Genomic DNA, 15355 nt, shown 5'->3' with positions numbered 1-15355 from the left:
ACCTCTTACGCCGTGCCGCCCCGCATCCTCAAAATACCGGCCGAGCCGGCCGCATTGCTGCCCGAGCGCTTCCAGGCGTGGTTTGCGGCCCGTGGCTGGGCGCCGCGCGAGCATCAGCTCGCACTGCTGGAGAAGGCGCGCGAGGACGCTAGCGCGCTTCTGATCGCGCCGACCGGCGCCGGCAAGACGCTGGCGGGATTCTTGCCGACGCTGGTGGAACTAAGTGCCGCGCCGACCTCTCCCGCGAAATCCGTCGTCTCCACCGGCCGCGCCGTGCAACGCGGCAGCGGCCTGCACACGCTCTACATCTCGCCGCTGAAAGCGCTCGCGGTCGACATCGCGCGCAATCTGGAGCGGCCGGTCGCCGAGATGGGCCTGCCGATCAAGATCGAGACCCGCACCGGCGACACGCCGGTGTCGCGGCGCCAGCGGCAGCGGCGCTATCCGCCGGACATCCTGCTGACGACACCGGAGCAGCTCGCATTGCTGCTCTCCTCCGACGACGCGCCGTTTTTATTTTCCTCGCTCAAACGCATCGTGCTGGACGAGCTGCACGCGCTGGTGACCTCCAAGCGCGGCGATCTGCTCTCGCTGGGCCTGGCGCGGCTGTGGCGGCTGGCGCCGCAGATGCGCGCGATCGGCCTGTCTGCAACGGTCGCCGAGCCGGAATCGCTGGCCCGCTTCCTGGTGCCGCAACCGAAAGAGGCCTGCTCCGCCGACATCGTCATCGCCGGCGGCGCGGCGCCGCCGCAGGTCGAGATGCTCGATACGCGCGAACGGCTGCCCTGGGCCGGTCACAGCGCGCGCCACGCGCTTCCTGAAATCTACGAGCTGATCAAGGCGAACAAGACCACGCTGGTTTTCGTCAACACCCGCAGCCAGGCCGAGATGCTGTTCCAGAATCTCTGGAGCATGAACGACGACAATCTGGCGATCGCGCTGCATCATGGCTCGCTCGACGTCGCGCAGCGCCGCAAGGTCGAGGATGCCATGTCGGCGGGCAAATTGCGCGGCGTGGTCTGCACCTCCTCGCTCGACCTCGGCGTCGACTGGGGCGACGTCGATCTCGTCGTCAATATCGGCGCGCCCAAGGGGGCGTCGCGCCTGATGCAGCGCATCGGTCGCGCCAACCATCGCCTCGACGAGGCCTCGCGCGCGGTGCTGGTGCCGGCCAATCGCTTCGAGGTGCTGGAATGCCGCGTCGCCATCGACGCCATCGCCGAGAACGCACAGGACACGCCGCCGCTGCGCATCGGTGCGCTCGACGTGCTGGCCCAGCACGTGCTCGGCTGCGCCTGCGGCGAGCCGTTTTTCTCCGAGGCGCTTTACGACGAGGTGCGCACTGCGGCGCCTTACGCCGATCTGACGCGACAGGATTTCGACGACGTCGTCGACTTCGTCGCCTCCGGCGGTTACGCGCTAAAAACTTATGAGCGCTTCGCCCGCATCAAGCAGGACAAGGAGGGCCGCTGGCGCGTGGCCAATCCAAAAGTGCGGCAGAGCTACCGGATGAATGTCGGCACAATTGTCGAGGACGACATGCTGAAGGTGCGGCTGGTGCGCTCGCGCGGCGGCGGGCAAGGAAAAGCAGGTGGCGCGACCGGCGTGATCGCGCGCGGCGGCCGATTGCTCGGCGAGATCGAGGAGGCCTTCATCGAGGGCCTGAGCCCCGGCGACACTTTTGTGTTCAGCGGCGAGGTCGTGCGCTACGAAACCCTGGTCGAGGACCAGGTCTATGTCTCGCGCGCGCATGACAAGGATCCCAAGGTGCCGTCCTATATGGGCGGCAAGTTTCCGCTCTCGACCTATCTCGCCGAACGCGTCCGCCGGCTGCTCGATGACGTGCGCGCGTGGAAAGCGTTGCCGGAGCAGGTGCGTGACTGGTTGTCATTGCAGAAGGACGTGTCGCGCGTGCCCGCGGTGCGCGAGTTGCTGGTCGAGAGCTTTCCGCGCGCCAACAAGCATTACATCGTCTGCTATCCCTTCGAAGGCCGTCTCGCGCACCAGACGCTGGGCATGCTGCTGACGCGCCGGCTGGAACGCGCGCGGGCGCGGCCGCTCGGCTTCGTCGCCAACGAATATGCGGTGGCGATCTGGGCGCTCGGCGACATGTCCTTCATGATCCGCAACGGCAGGCTCGATCTCAACGCGCTATTCGATCCCGATATGCTCGGCGACGACCTCGAGGCCTGGCTCGCCGAATCCGCTCTGATGAAGCGCACGTTCCGAAATTGCGCGATCATCTCCGGCCTGATCGCGCGCCGCCACACCGGCGAGGAGAAGAGCCGCCGCCAGGTGCTGTTCTCGACCGATCTCGTCTACGACGTGCTGCGCAAGCACCAGGCCGATCACGTACTCCTGCGCGCCGCGCGCGCGGACGCGGCCACCGGCCTGCTCGACCTGCGCCGTCTCGGCGACATGCTCGCCCGCATCCAGGGCCGCATCACCCACCGGGAACTCGACCACGTCTCCCCGCTCGCCGTCCCCGTGATGCTGGAAATCGGCCGCGAGTCAGTTTATGGCGAGGCTGGCGACGAGCTGTTGGCGGAAGCCGCCGACGAGCTGGTCAAAGAGGCGATGGGATAGAGCAGGTTTTGACGTGACGTTGGGCGCGCTGGTTTCAGAGGATGTCGAGGACATGCGCGTTTCCAGGGTCAGCATCAGCGATGTGACTTTTGCGGCCGATCTCTCCGGCGCGCTGTTCTGGGAAGAGCAGCGCCTGCTCGTCGTCTCCGACCTGCATCTTGAAAAAGGTTCCAGCTTCGCCACCCGCGGCGTGCTGCTGCCGCCCTATGATACGCTGGCGACGCTGAGCCGGCTCGCTGCTGTCATCTCCCGCCATGATCCAAAGATCGTCATCGCGCTCGGCGACAGCTTTCACGATCGCGCCGCGCACGAGCGCCTCTCCGCGGATGACCGCGACGCCGTCGCCGCGCTCCAAAGTGGCCGCGACTGGATCTGGATCTCCGGCAATCACGATCCCATGCTGCCGCGCGATCTCGGCGGCACTGTCGCCGATGAAGTCGCGATCGGCCCGATCACGTTCCGCCACGAGCCGACCGGCGCGCATGGCGAGATCGCCGGCCATCTGCATCCCAAGGCGCGCGTTTCCGCGCGCGGCCGTTCGATGGAGCGCCGTTGCTTCGCCAGCGACGGCCTACGCGCCGTGATGCCGGCCTTCGGCGCCTATGCCGGCGGCCTCAGCATCCGCGATGCGGCGTTTGCAAAGATCTTTCCGAAGACCAGCTTTGTCGCGCATCTGCTCGGCGACCGTCGCGTGCACGCGATTGCGGCGTCGCGCTGCTATTGATTGGCGCCGTCTCAATTCGGATCGAACGCTCTCTCTACGCGCACAACTGCGCTCCCTCCCCCCTTGCGGGGGAGGGTGGGGGAGAGGGGGCCCAGGAAGAGGTCTATCTAGCTTCGTTCGTGCCGTACGCGCTCACCGAGAGAGTCCCCGTGTGGTACCCCTCTCCCTAGCCCTCCCCCGCAAGGGGGGAGGGAACGCACTGGAATCGCGGCGGCAGATTTCTCCTACGGCAACTAAGCCGCCTTCGCCTGCACGTCCTCGCAAAACTCAGCGAGTCGATCCGCCAGCCGCAGCGTCGCGGAGCTGGCGTTCGGGGCGGCCATCAGCGCCACCTCGGTGCGGTTGATCGGCGCAAAGCCGTCCTTGGCCGTCAGCACGCGATGGTCAGGCAGGATCGACATTTCCGACAGAATGCTCAGGCCCATGCCGGCGGCGACGGCGGCCTGGATGCCGGCGAGGCTCGATGACGAGTATGACATGTGCCAGGCGCGGCCGGCGGTTTCCAGCGCATGGATGGCGCCGGCGCGGTAGAGGCAGCCGAGCGGAAAGCCGATCAGCGGCACCGACGGCACGTTGATATCGACCGGATGGCTCTTGCTGGTGACCCAGTGCACCTCCTCCGGCCAGATCGCGATGGCTTCCTTGCCGCCGGCCTCACGCTTGTAGAGCGCGAGATCGAGTTCGCCGCGTTCGAGATCGCGGGCGAGGTTCTTGCTCTGGTCGGCGCGCACGTCGAGCCGCAGGTTCGGATGAGAGCGCGAGAACGCGCCGAGCAGCTTTGCCAGCCGATACGCCGCAAAATCCTCGGGGATGCCGAGCCGGACCGCGCCCCCGTCGGGCTCGCGCAGCACGTCGCGCGCCTCTTCCGCCAGCGACAGCAGCCGCCGTGCATAGGACAGCAGCCGTTCGCCGGCCTCGGTGGGGCGCACGTCCTTGCCGTCACGGTGCAGCAGCACCTGACCGACGTCCTCCTCCAGCCGCTTGATCTGCTGGCTGACGGTCGACTGCGTGCGGTGGACGCGTTCGCTCGCGCGGGTGAAGCCGCCGGCCTCGACCACTGAGACGAAGCTGCGCAGGAGCTCCAGATCGAGCATGGGCGCCTCCATTCGAAAATCCACTGATGACGAGTTAATCATTTAATTTCCAAATAGCAAGCAGCGTCCCTAGATCGAGGGCCCAGGAGAATGTCATGTCCCTCGCCCCCTCAATTTCGGTCCCCCGCAGCCGCTTCAACACGTTGCCGCTCGCCATCGGCGTGTTCTGCCTGCTCTGGAGCTATGCTTTCGTCGCCGGCAAGATCGGCGTCACCCATTGCCCGCCGCTGATCCTGCTGGCCGCGCGCTTCTCGCTCGCCGGCATCCTGATCCTCGGCGCAACCGCTATCCGCGGTGACTGGTCGTTGTCGTGGCGCGATGCCCTGATTTTTGCCGTGCTCGGCATCGCCAACAACGCGCTCTATCTCGGCCTCGGCTACACCGGTCTGCAATCGGTCTCCGCTGGCCTCGGCGGCCTGATCGTCTCGGCCAACCCGGTGTTCACGGCCGCGCTCGCGGCGCTTCTGCTCGGCGAGGGCATGACCTGGCGCAAGGCGAGCGGCCTCTCGCTTGGAATCATCGGCGTCACCCTGATCGTCTGGCATCGCCTCGCGGTCGGCACGGACTCTCTGCACGGCATCCTGTTCACGCTGGCCTCGCTCGCCTCCATCGTCGCCGGCACCATCCTGTTCAAGCTGTTCGCGCCGAAGGGGTCCTTGTGGATCGGCAACGGCGTGCAGAATCTCGCGGCGGGCATCGTGCTGACGCCGGTCGCGCTCACCTTCGCCGACGTTCATGCGATCGATGTCACCCCAAGCCTGATCGGCGCCTTCGCCTTCCTCGTGCTCGGCGGCTCGATCCTGGCCTATTGGCTCTGGTTTCATCTCCTGAAAGTGTGTGGCGCGACGGCTGCCAGTGCCTATCATTTCCTGATGCCGCCGCTCGGCATGCTGTTCGCCTTCCTCGTGCTCGGCGAGCATGTCGAGATGCGCGACCTGCTGGGGATCATTCCGGTGGCGCTCGGCATTTACCTGGTGACGCGCCCCGCAAAGGCGATCGTGTAAGAGGAGTTCCCCTCATGCCTGTGTCCATCACCCTGATCGGCGGCCCCACCGCGCTGATCGAGATCGACGGCTTTCGCCTGCTCACCGATCCGACCTTCGATGCGCCCGGCGCCTATCAGCTGCCGCATGTGAAGCTCGAGAAGACCATCGGTCCCGCGGTGAAGGCCGACGCGATCGGCCCGATCGATGCCGTGCTGCTCAGCCACGACCAGCACTCCGACAATCTCGACAAGTCCGGCCGCGACTATCTGCTCAAGGCGCCGCGCGCGCTGACGACCGAGGCCGGCGCAAAACGTCTCGGCGGCCATGTCGAGGGCCTCGCGCCCTGGGCGACGGCGCATCTGAAGGACGCCGACGGCAACACGCTGACCATCACCGCCACGCCGGCGCGTCACGGCCCGGCCGGCATCGAGCCGCTGTCGGGCGATGTCATCGGCTTCGTGGTGCAGTCGAGCCGCAAGGACACGAGCGCGGTCTATATCAGCGGCGACACCACCTGGTTCGACGGCGTCGCCGAAGTCGCGCGCCGCTTCAAATGCGGCGTGGTGCTGCCCTTTGCGGGTGCTGCGCAAACGCGCGGGCCGTTCCACCTCACCATGGACACCAACGACACCATCGAGACCGCGCGCGCCTTTCCCGACGCGATGATCGTGCCCGTGCATACCGAAGGCTGGGCGCATTTCCGCCAGAACAGCGAGGATCTGCGCAAGACGTTCGATGTGCTGGGTTTCGGGACGCGGTTGCGGTTGCTGGAGCCCGGCGTGCCGACGGTGGTTGAGGCGCCGTAGCCTCGCTGTCGTCCTGGCGAAAGCCAGGACCCATTACCCCAGGGCGAAGTTTGGCTTGTGATGGTAACTCCGAGTCTCCGCAATCACGACTGCCTGTGGTTATGGGTCCTGGCTTTCGCCAGGACGACTCGGAGAGATTACCGCGTGCCTTCACTCGCAGTGATGGCGGAGGCTAATCCTTCCGAAACACGATCGACGCCATCCATCCCGTCATCAGCGCCATGGCCGCGGTGACGAGGCCATAGACCAGCCCGTTCTGCCGGGCCGTCGTCGCCACGAACTGCTCGAAGCCGACCTTGACGATCTCGAACGCGGTCTCGGTCTTGCTGATGAACGCGCCGTTCGCGAACAGTTTTATGTCCACCTCATAGGTCCCGATCGGCACCTCCGCCGGCAGCGGGATGCCGGTGCGGAACAATGTCGGCGTCAGGAACGTCACCGCGCTCGCATCCTCGCGATAGAGCCCGCGCTGGGTGCGCAGGCGAATGAACGCGGACCGAAAAGCGTCGTTCGGCACCACGTCGGCGTAATCGCCGCTGACGCGCTGGGTCAGCAGCACGTTGTTCAGCCCGATCTGCTGCCGCCGCGCGATCTCGGGCGAGGTGATGCTGTCGAACGGCCGATTGGCGAACAGCGCCAGATAGCTTGGCACCTGCAGGAACTGCCGGTAGTCGGTGTTGATCCAGATACCGAAGGTGCGCTCCTTACGCCGCGTCACCATGTCGGCGCGCGGGCCCATCACGGTGACCACGAGATCGTAGGCCGTGCGGTCGGCCGGCGTGGAAGCGTCCTTCTCCACCGAACCGAACAGCACCAGCTCCTCGCCGGAATAGTTTGGCGTCACCGTGACGCGGTGGTTGGACACCGACACGATCAGCCGCTCGGCCCGCGCGGACGCGCCGAGCCACAGGACCAGAAGCGCTGCGAGAACAACGCGCGTCATCCGCTCACTCCCAGCTCGCGGATGGTGAAGAGGTCTTCGGGGCGGATCACCAGCTCGACCGCGAAGCGGACGCCGACCGAAAGGATCAGCAGGCCCAGCAGCAGCCGCAGCTGCTCGCCGCGGATCTTCTGGCCGGCGCGGGCGCCGAATTGCGCACCGGTCACGCCGCCGACCATCAGGATCAGCGCCAGCACGGCGTCGACGAGATGATTGGTCACCGCATGCAGCATGGTCGCGAACAGCATGGTGACCAATGTCAGGATCATCGAGGTTCCGATCACCGTCGAGGTCGGCACGCGCAGGATATAGATCATGATCGGCACCAGGATGAAGCCGCCGCCGATCCCCATGATCGCGCCGATGAAGCCGATCACGACGCCGATGACGACGACCGGGATCACCGACAGATAGATCTTGGAGCGCTTGAACCGCATTTTCAGCGGCAGGCCGTGGATCCAGCTGTGCGTGCGGCGCGGCGGCACGGCGCCGCGCCGGGTCCGCATCAATGCGCGCAGGCCTTCGGAGAACATCAGGCTGCCGACCGTGGTGAGCAGCACCACGTAGGAGAGCGCGATCATCAGATCGAGCTGGCCGAGCGCGCGGAGCTGCGTGAAGGTCCAGACGCCCAGCGCCGTGCCGGTCACGCCGCCGCACAACAACACGCTCGCCAGCGCCGGATCGATCGCGCGACGTCGCCAATAGGTCAGCGCCCCGGAAAACGACGAGGCCGCGATATGGCTCGCCACCGAGGCGACCGCGACCGCGGGCGTGATGCCGATGAAGATCAACAACGGCGTCATCAGGAAGCCGCCGCCGATCCCGAACATGCCGGAGACGAAGCCGACGGCCGCGCCCATCGCCAGCACCAGGAACACGTTGACCGGAAGATCGGCGATCGGAAGGTAGAGCTGCATCGGACCCACGCTCCGGCGAGACGGATCGATTTCGCGGAGCGCTCGCTCGAAGGGCATGCCGCGTCCTTCAATAGCGGAATTCGGCGCAGGGCGGGACCGGGAAATTGGCGCGTGGTGAATGATCGGGACCAGCTTGTCTGAACTGATGCAAGCCAGGGACGCGGATCACCTCTCCCGAAGGGAGCGGTCGGAACGCATCGAAGATGCGATCCGGGTGAGGGGTTACAATCTCGGTGAGTGCCACGGCCCCTCACCCGGATCGCTCAGGCGCGCAATTGCGTGCCAAAGCGATCCGACCTCTCCCCGCTGGGGAGAGGTGGGCACCGGGCTCAATCTCATCGAGCTTAATGCGCGGCCGAGGCCGACTTCTTGGTCGCCACCGGCTTCGGCGCGGGCTTGGTGGCCGCCTGCGGAGCGCTGTCCCAGCCGCCGGCCGGCGCCTGGACGTTGACGGCGTCGTCGGGCTGCGGCTCGGCGCTGAAGGTCTGGATTGCGAGCTTGGCAGCGGCGAGCGATTGCGGGTCGAGACGCTTGGCGACGTCGTCGCGCTTGGTCGCTGCGTCCGCGTCGCCCTGCCCAGCGGCGAGGGTGAACCATTTGTAGGACTCGGCGAGGTTCTGTTCGACGCCGATGCCGCGGGCATAGAGGATGCCGAGGTTGAACTGGCTGTCGGCGACACCGCGGTCGGCGGCTTTCCGGAACCACTGCGCCGCGCTCTTGTAGTTGGCGCCGCGTCCGCCGCCGTCGGCGTCGAGCACCGCGAGATTGTGCATCGCCTTGGCGTTGCCGCGCTCGGCGGCCTGCGTGTAGTAGCGGCGGGCGATGTCGGCGTCCTTCTTCACGCCGAGGCCCTTTTCGTAGAGCGTGCCGAGACGGAAGGTCGCGGGCACCACGCCGGCCTGCGCCGCGCGGTCGTACCACTTCGCCGCTTCGTCGTAATTCGCGGCCACGCCCTTGCCCTCGGCAAAGCGTACGCCGATCTCGTAGGCCGCGGTCGCGTCGCCCTTCATGACGGCGGTGCGCAGGGCGGGACCAGCGATGCCGTCAGGCAGCTTCTCGCTCGGCGGCACCTGGATCGTGCCAAGCCGTGCGCGGCTCGTGCCCGACAGCGCGCCGGTCACGTCGCTGGAGGGAGGGGGCGGGGCTGCGGCAGGCGCGGGCGGAATTTCGACCGACGCCGTGTTGCCCGAGTTCGTCACAGGCGCGGGCGCCGGTGCGGCATTGTTCAAGGACTGCTTGCCGATCGGCGTCGGCGAGGTCATCGACGGCGTGACCTGCTCGGGCACGGCGGGCTTGTTCTCGACCGGCGGCGGCGCCTGCGGCGCGGGCTGGCTCGTGTTCTCCATCGCCTGCGGGGCCGGCTGCGTGCTGCCGCCTTCGAGCAGGTTCATCGCCATCTTGAAGGTGCCGAGCACGATCACGACGACGCTCGCGCCGACCAGCAGCGAGCGGATCTTCGAGGTGATGGTCGAGGCGCCTTGCTGTGCTTGCGCCTGTGCCTGACCTTGGCCCTTGTCCTTGACGCGGGCCGCGATGGCGGCCTTGACGCCGCGGGCGGGCTTCTCCGGCGGCTGCGCGGCGGCAGCTTGCGCCGCGCGGCGCGCGGCCGCGATGAAGCTCGACGACGACACCGGCTCCTTTGGAGCGGCGGGGATTTCGCTGATCGCGCTTTCGGACGCGGCAATGCGCTCGGACGGCGTTGCGGGGCGGCCGTTCGGGCGCGTGCCGGGCTCGAGCGGATGATCCGGCGGCAGTTCGGGCGCGATCGCGGCGCGGGCAGGTGCCGTGTGCGGCTCGAGGATTTCGCTGATCGCGCGCGGCGGAACCGGCGTCATCGGCAGCGGCGGAGGCGCAGCCGGCACGGCAGCATGGAATTCGCGCGGCGCGGCCACGAAGGTGGAGTGCGCATGTTGCGCGGCGGCGGGATTTTGCAGCTCGGGCTTCGGATCGTATTTCGGCGGCTGCTGCTCGCGTGCCATCGGCGCCGGCTCAGCCGGTGCGGCCATCTGCATCGGCGCGGCCATCGGCATGCGCGCAGCCATTGGCATCGGCGCAGGCGCCGGCGGCGCGGTACGCACCGCACGCAGATCGCCCTCGATCATCGAAAGGCGGTCGACGACATGGCCGAGCGTGTTGTGGACGGCCTCCAGCGAATCCTGCGTGCTGCGGTTGGTTTCGGCCTGGCTGTAGCGGATGTCGGACAGCTCGCGCTTGACGAGATCGACCATTCCGGAATCGGGCGATGGCGCCGAGCTGCGGCTCTCGGCGAGCGCGGAATACGTGGCCTGCTGCCGCTCGAGGTGGCGCAGGATGTCGTGCAGCCCGTCCTCGACACGGCTCAGATTGCCGCCACGCGAATCGGAGTTGGCCTCGATCCGCTCCAGCAGATAGGAGACCCGCTGCTCGAGATGCGCGAAGGCCGATGCCGAGTCGTTGCCGACCGGCATGCGATCAAAGCGGTCGGACAGCGCGCGGATCGCGGCTTCCAGATGTTCGGTGCTCTCGACAGGTTGCGGCCGCTCGCGCGTTTCCAGCGCGGCGGTGAGCGCGGCAATGCGCTGCTCCAGCACGGCAAAGCTGTCGCCGCGGTCCGAGGAGCGATTGACCTGTTCGACCTTGGACGACAGCAGCTGCACGTCCTCGGAGAGCCGTGCCAGCGCTTCGTTGGAGGCGACGTTCGAGACGATGCCGCGCAATGCCGAGATCGCGCCTTCGAGCTGGCGCACGGTCGAGGGGTCGTCATTGGCGCGCAGGATCAGATCGAGCTTGGCGCCGAGATTGCGGATCGCTTCGTCGTAGCCGGTGAGCTGCTCGGCCGGCGTCAGCGTGCGCAGCACCTGCTTGATGTCGGCGAGCGCGCGCTCGATGCCCGAGAGCACCTGGCCGTCGGTGCCGTTGGAGCGGGTCTCGTCGATGCGACGATGCAGCGAGCGGATCTCGTTCTCGATCGATTCGATCGCGCGGCGCGGCATCGCCTCGGTGATGGCGTTGCGGATCTCGGCGAGCTCGGCGCGGAAGCCGTTGATCGCCTGCTCGGTGTTGTCGGGGCGCTGCAGCGACTCGATCTGGCTCGTGATCTTGAGCAGATGGCGTTCGAGCGAGGAGAAATCCGGCCCTGCTTGCGGCGGCGGCGGAGCATAGGCAGGCGCGGGCGGCGCCATCGGCGGAGCATAGGGAGCAGCCGAAGGCGCGATCGACGGCGCGGCGCGCGGCGGCAGCTGGCGCGGTGCGAACCCGTCGAGCTCGCTCTGCCGTGCGGTGATCTCGGCGACCGCGACGTCGAACGAGGCGGGGCTCAGGGGCGGCGAGCTGCGATAGACTTGCGCGGCGGCACGCTCGACCGCATCGGCCTGGCGCTGGCGCGTCTCGACCGGTGCGGGTCGCGGTGGTTGAGGCTGTGGCGCTTGGGGCTGTTGTGCTTGAGGCTGCGGCGGCTGGGGCCGCGAGATCTGCGACAGCCGGGCATCGAGCCGCGAGATCGCGTCGTTGAGCTGGCGGGCAACGCCCTGCTCGCGCGACACGTCTCTCTCTCGCGACGAATCCTGGCGCGGCGCTGCGGGCTTCGAAATCCGTTCGATCTGCTGGGTGATCGCGTCGAGGCGCTGATGGATGTCGGCGACGTCACGGCTTTCCTGACTCTGCATCTGCTGCGCGCGCGGATCGGGACGTTGATCCTGACGCGGATCGTAAGGCCCGCGAAAGTTTTGCGGGGCAGTCTCGCCGAGCGTGGAGTTCAGCCAATCGTTGAGTGACATGCCGGCTCTGCGCGCAGCAGCTTCGGCCCGCTCCCTGACGGATGGATCGATACCGTCAACACTCCACGATACGCGCGAATTCATGACTCTGTCCGGTTCCGACTCCGGCGCCCCACCCGGCGCCTCCAGTCTCCCCACGCGTGCCGGTTGTTAAGACAATCGGATTTGACGCGGGTCGTCTGCCTCGAAAACCGACTTTTTCCTGTTACGGTAAATAACGGGTTAAGGAACGCGTCGCCGGTGTCTTAAAGTTGGGCGGCCTCGGCCTGCCTCGCCCGTGGGTACGGTCGGAATCCTGCCCTGGCAGGAACTCTCTACGTGTTGGCAGCTTGGAACTTCAGCAACGAAGGATGGCTCAAAATGGCAGGTCTGACCGAAGAGGATGTCCGCAAGCGCGCCTACGAGATTTGGAAAGGCGCAGGCGAGCCCAGCGGGAAAATGGACACCTTCTGGTATGAGGCCGAAAAGCAGCTTCTGGCCGAGCGGTCAAAACAGGGCGAGGTGCCGCCCCGGATGACTGACAATTTGCCGATCTAGCGCCCTCAGCCCTTCCCCTCGCGCTTGCCGTCGTCCAGCGGCACCACCGTGCCGGACCCCTTATCCTTGCCGCTCATCGCCGACAGCGCGTCGAGTGCTTCCTCGCAGAAGTCGGCCACCATCTGCTCGTGCCGCGCGCCGAGGCGGAGCAGCAGCAGATTGCCGAGGTCGAGCACATCAGAAGCCGTCCCTTCGGGAAAACGCTTCTTCAGGATCCGCTCGTAGTTCTCGTGCCGGTCGCGGTGATGCTCCAGGCGGTCCATCAAATCGGTGCGGATGGGCTCGATGTCGATGCTGTCGAGCGCATGCAGCCGGACCAGCAGGTCGTCCTTGATGGACGGAGGGGTGCTCGGCCGCGCGGCCCAGTGCCGCAGCGCTGTTCGTCCTTCCGGAGTGAGCGTATAAATGAGCTTATTGGGCTTGCCGGACTGTACGACCTCACGGCCCTGGATGTAGCCGCGGTCGCGCAGCTTGGAGAGCTCGCGATAGATCTGCTGGTGGTCGGCCTTCCAGAAGAAGCCGATCGAGGAATCGAATGTCTTGGCGAGCTCATAGCCCGTCATCGGACGTTCCGTCAGGCATGCGAGGATCGCGTCGCCCAGCGCCATGTGACCTGCCTCCCTGTGACCTTAACCAAGCAGCTTGACTTTATGCGTATCGACGCATATGCGTCAATGTGCATATGAGGTGGGGCTTCAGACCCCCGTAAGAGCACCCTTGACGCTACTGTGCATGGGGTTGTTTTCGCGTTTTTGCCAAAGCCCTTTGGGAGGCACCTGACAATGACCGGCCTCGACTCCTGGTACGCCTTCATGAAGTCCCACGATCCCAAGCCATTGTGGGAGCTGCTCCATCCCGACGCCGTGTTCGAAAGCCCTGTCGTGCACTCGCCGCAGCGCGGCCGCGACATCACCTTCAAATATCTCGCCAGCGCCGAGAAGGTGCTCGGCGGCCCGGGCTTCACCTATGTCGGCGAATGGCGAAACGCCAACGGTGCCGTGCTCGAATTCAAGACCATCATCGACGGCATCGAGATCAACGGCGTCGACATCATCACTTTCGATGCCGAGGGACGAATCACGAATTTCAAGGTGATGGTGCGCCCGCTCAAGGCCATCAACATGCTGCACCGCCTGATGGCGGAGCAGCTCGCCGCCGCTCAATCATAAACCAATAGTCAGAGCCTATGCCGGGAGACCGCAATGCCGATCTATAAAGCCCCCGTCGAAGACGTGAACTTCCTGATGAACGACGTCTTCCAGATCGACCGCTACGACAATCTCGCCGGCTTCTCGGATGCATCGAGCGACGTGCGCGAGGCGATCCTCGGCGAAGCCGCCAAGCTCGCCGAAGAGGTGCTGCAGCCGCTCAACCGCGTCGGCGATCTCGAAGGCTGCAAGCGCGCCGATGACGGCAGCGTCACCACGCCGAAGGGTTTCAAGGACGCCTTCAAGCAGGTCGCCGAAGGCGGCTGGCTTGGCCTGTCGGCGCCGACCGAGTTCGGCGGCCAGGGCCTGCCGGTGACGCTCTCGCAAGCGGTCAACGAATTCCAGATCTCGGCCAACATGGCGTTCTCGATGTATGGCGGCCTCACCATGGGCGCGACCGCCGCGCTGATCGTTCACGGAAGCCCTGAGCAGAAGCAGACCTACGTGCCGAAGATGGTCGCCGGCGAGTGGACCGGCACCATGAACCTGACCGAGCCGCATTGCGGCACCGATCTCGGCATGCTCCGCACCAAGGCGGTGCGCCAGGCCGACGGCAGCTTCAAGATCACGGGCACCAAGATCTTCATCTCGGCCGGCGAGCATGACCTCGCCCCCAACATCATCCACCTCGTGCTCGCCCGCATCGAGGGCGCGCCCGCCGGCATCAAGGGCGTGTCGCTGTTCGTGGTGCCCAAGTTCCTTGTGAATCCGGATGGCTCGGTCGGCGCACGCAACGGCGTGGTCTGCGGCTCGATCGAGCACAAGATGGGCATCCACGGCAATTCGACCTGCGTGATGAATTACGACGGTGCCACCGGCTGGCTGATCGGCGAAGAGAACAAGGGCATGCAGGGCATGTTCGTGATGATGAACGAGGCCCGCCTCGGCGTTGCGGTTCAGGGCCTCGCGCAATCCGAGGTCGCCTATCAGAACGCAGTCGCCTATGCCCGCGAGCGCATCCAGGGCCGTTCGCTCACCGGCGTGAAGGCGCCGGACAAGCCGGCCGACCCGATCATCGTGCATCCCGACGTGCGCCGCACGCTGCTGTCGATCCGCGCCTTCAACGAGGCCGCGCGCGCCTTCGTGATGTGGACCGCGCTGAAGAGCGACGTTGCCCACCGCTCCGAGGACCCGAAGGACCGTCAGGCCGCGGATGATCACATGGGCCTGATGACGCCGGTGCTGAAAGGCTTCCTCACCGACTACGGCTTCGCCAACGCGGTGCAGGCGCAGCAGATGTATGGCGGCCACGGCTACATCGCCGAGCAGGGCATGGAGCAGTTCGTGCGCGATGCCCGCATCGCCATGATCTATGAAGGCGCCAACGGCATTCAGGCGCTCGACCTCGTCGGCCGCAAGCTGCCGCGCGACGGCGGCCGCGCTATCATGGCGTTCTTCGGCGAGGTCATGGCCTTCGCCAAGGAGAACGGCGGCGACGAGGCGCTCAAGCCCTTCATCGCCCCGCTCTCGGCTTCGCTTGGCCATCTCCAGCAGGCCACCACGTGGCTGATGCAGAACGCAATGGCGAAGCCGGACAATGCCGGCGCCGCGGCGACCGACTATCTGCATCTCTTCGGCTTCGTCGCGCTCGGCTACATGTGGGCGAAGATGGCGAAGGTGACGCAAGCCAAGATTGCCGCCAGCGGAGCGACGCCCTATCTCTCGACCAAGCTCGTCACCGGCCGCTTCTTCATGGAGCGCATGCTGCCGGAAACCGCGGCCAATCTCGCGCGCATCCAGTCCGGCTGCGCCACCATCATGGAACTGCCGGCGGAAGCGTTCTGAGCCTGCTTCCGCGCTAA

The 15355-nt window shown here is 66.4% G+C and carries 12 protein-coding genes; 7 read left to right on the top strand and 5 right to left on the bottom strand.

Going from position 1 to position 15355, the window contains the following annotated elements:
• Nucleotides 1-12: 12 nt before the first annotated feature.
• Together NLM32_RS44170 and pdeM are read left to right on the top strand one after the other, a co-directional pair.
• Entirely contained in the window at nt 13-2586 is a 2574-nt protein-coding gene (locus NLM32_RS44170) for a ligase-associated DNA damage response DEXH box helicase (protein ID WP_254134897.1), read from the top strand.
• 52 nt (nt 2587-2638) lie between these two features.
• A complete protein-coding gene (pdeM, locus tag NLM32_RS44165) occupies nt 2639-3310 on the top strand; it encodes a ligase-associated DNA damage response endonuclease PdeM (protein WP_254134896.1) in 672 nt (223 codons plus the stop codon).
• A 233-nt stretch (nt 3311-3543) separates the two neighbouring features.
• Here pdeM and NLM32_RS44160 read toward each other — a convergent pair whose 3' ends face one another.
• Nucleotides 3544-4404 carry a LysR family transcriptional regulator gene (locus tag NLM32_RS44160; RefSeq protein ID WP_254134895.1) on the bottom strand — a complete coding sequence of 287 codons (861 nt, stop codon included), beginning with the start codon at nt 4402-4404 and terminating at the stop codon, nt 3544-3546.
• Between the two features lie 95 nt (nt 4405-4499).
• On the opposite strand from NLM32_RS44160, the gene NLM32_RS44155 reads away from it, so the two are divergent.
• Together NLM32_RS44155 and NLM32_RS44150 are read left to right on the top strand one after the other, a co-directional pair.
• Nucleotides 4500-5408, top strand: a complete 909-nt coding sequence (locus NLM32_RS44155; RefSeq protein WP_254134894.1) for a DMT family transporter — start codon at nt 4500-4502, stop codon at nt 5406-5408.
• A 14-nt stretch (nt 5409-5422) separates the two neighbouring features.
• The gene (locus NLM32_RS44150) at nt 5423-6196 is read left to right on the top strand and encodes an MBL fold metallo-hydrolase (RefSeq protein WP_254134893.1); all 774 of its coding nucleotides are present in this window, start codon (nt 5423-5425) and stop codon (nt 6194-6196) included.
• A 172-nt stretch (nt 6197-6368) separates the two neighbouring features.
• On the opposite strand, the gene NLM32_RS44145 is transcribed toward NLM32_RS44150, so the two are convergent.
• The 3 genes from NLM32_RS44145 to NLM32_RS44135 all read right to left on the bottom strand — a co-directional run bounded on the left by NLM32_RS44145 (nt 6369) and on the right by NLM32_RS44135 (nt 11892).
• Complete coding sequence (locus NLM32_RS44145; RefSeq protein WP_254134892.1) at nt 6369-7139, bottom strand: TIGR02186 family protein; 771 nt, start codon at nt 7137-7139, stop codon at nt 6369-6371.
• A complete protein-coding gene (locus NLM32_RS44140; protein ID WP_254134891.1) occupies nt 7136-8053 on the bottom strand; it encodes a sulfite exporter TauE/SafE family protein in 918 nt (305 codons plus the stop codon). Before NLM32_RS44140 ends, NLM32_RS44145 begins: the two co-directional genes overlap by 4 nt.
• A gap of 344 nt (nt 8054-8397) precedes the next feature.
• Nucleotides 8398-11892 carry a hypothetical protein gene (locus tag NLM32_RS44135; RefSeq protein WP_254134890.1) on the bottom strand — a complete coding sequence of 1165 codons (3495 nt, stop codon included), beginning with the start codon at nt 11890-11892 and terminating at the stop codon, nt 8398-8400.
• Between the two features lie 276 nt (nt 11893-12168).
• Here NLM32_RS44135 and NLM32_RS44130 point away from each other — a divergent pair, with 276 nt between their 5' ends.
• Entirely contained in the window at nt 12169-12345 is a 177-nt protein-coding gene (locus NLM32_RS44130) for a DUF2934 domain-containing protein (protein WP_254134889.1), read from the top strand.
• 5 nt (nt 12346-12350) lie between these two features.
• Here the strand turns inward: NLM32_RS44130 and NLM32_RS44125 are convergent, their stop codons facing one another.
• The gene (locus tag NLM32_RS44125) at nt 12351-12953 is read right to left on the bottom strand and encodes a PadR family transcriptional regulator (RefSeq protein WP_254134888.1); all 603 of its coding nucleotides are present in this window, start codon (nt 12951-12953) and stop codon (nt 12351-12353) included.
• 174 nt (nt 12954-13127) lie between these two features.
• On the opposite strand from NLM32_RS44125, the gene NLM32_RS44120 reads away from it, so the two are divergent.
• A complete protein-coding gene (locus tag NLM32_RS44120) occupies nt 13128-13514 on the top strand; it encodes a nuclear transport factor 2 family protein (protein WP_254134887.1) in 387 nt (128 codons plus the stop codon).
• A gap of 33 nt (nt 13515-13547) precedes the next feature.
• Nucleotides 13548-15338: an acyl-CoA dehydrogenase C-terminal domain-containing protein gene (locus NLM32_RS44115; protein WP_254134886.1), complete on the top strand. Its 1791-nt coding sequence runs from the start codon at nt 13548-13550 to the stop codon at nt 15336-15338.
• Nucleotides 15339-15355 lie beyond the last annotated feature (17 nt).

The sequence above is a fragment of the Bradyrhizobium sp. CCGUVB14 genome (assembly GCF_024199935.1).
Classification (GTDB): domain Bacteria; phylum Pseudomonadota; class Alphaproteobacteria; order Rhizobiales; family Xanthobacteraceae; genus Bradyrhizobium.
This window is presented reverse-complemented; position numbering and strand designations above follow the sequence as displayed.

Excerpts from the sequence above, each read along its gene's own strand:
- NLM32_RS44155 (WP_254134894.1), top strand. The coding sequence starts at position 4,500 with ATGTCCCTCGCCCCCTCAATTTCGGTCCCCCGCAGCCGCTTCAACACG.
- NLM32_RS44145 (WP_254134892.1), bottom strand. The coding sequence starts at position 7,139 with ATGACGCGCGTTGTTCTCGCAGCGCTTCTGGTCCTGTGGCTCGGCGCG.
- NLM32_RS44120 (WP_254134887.1), top strand. The coding sequence starts at position 13,128 with ATGACCGGCCTCGACTCCTGGTACGCCTTCATGAAGTCCCACGATCCC.
- NLM32_RS44135 (WP_254134890.1), bottom strand. The coding sequence starts at position 11,892 with ATGAATTCGCGCGTATCGTGGAGTGTTGACGGTATCGATCCATCCGTC.
- NLM32_RS44125 (WP_254134888.1), bottom strand. The coding sequence starts at position 12,953 with ATGGCGCTGGGCGACGCGATCCTCGCATGCCTGACGGAACGTCCGATG.
- NLM32_RS44150 (WP_254134893.1), top strand. The coding sequence starts at position 5,423 with ATGCCTGTGTCCATCACCCTGATCGGCGGCCCCACCGCGCTGATCGAG.
- NLM32_RS44115 (WP_254134886.1), top strand. The coding sequence starts at position 13,548 with ATGCCGATCTATAAAGCCCCCGTCGAAGACGTGAACTTCCTGATGAAC.
- pdeM (WP_254134896.1), top strand. The coding sequence starts at position 2,639 with ATGCGCGTTTCCAGGGTCAGCATCAGCGATGTGACTTTTGCGGCCGAT.
- NLM32_RS44130 (WP_254134889.1), top strand. The coding sequence starts at position 12,169 with ATGGCAGGTCTGACCGAAGAGGATGTCCGCAAGCGCGCCTACGAGATT.
- NLM32_RS44140 (WP_254134891.1), bottom strand. The coding sequence starts at position 8,053 with ATGCAGCTCTACCTTCCGATCGCCGATCTTCCGGTCAACGTGTTCCTG.
- NLM32_RS44160 (WP_254134895.1), bottom strand. The coding sequence starts at position 4,404 with ATGCTCGATCTGGAGCTCCTGCGCAGCTTCGTCTCAGTGGTCGAGGCC.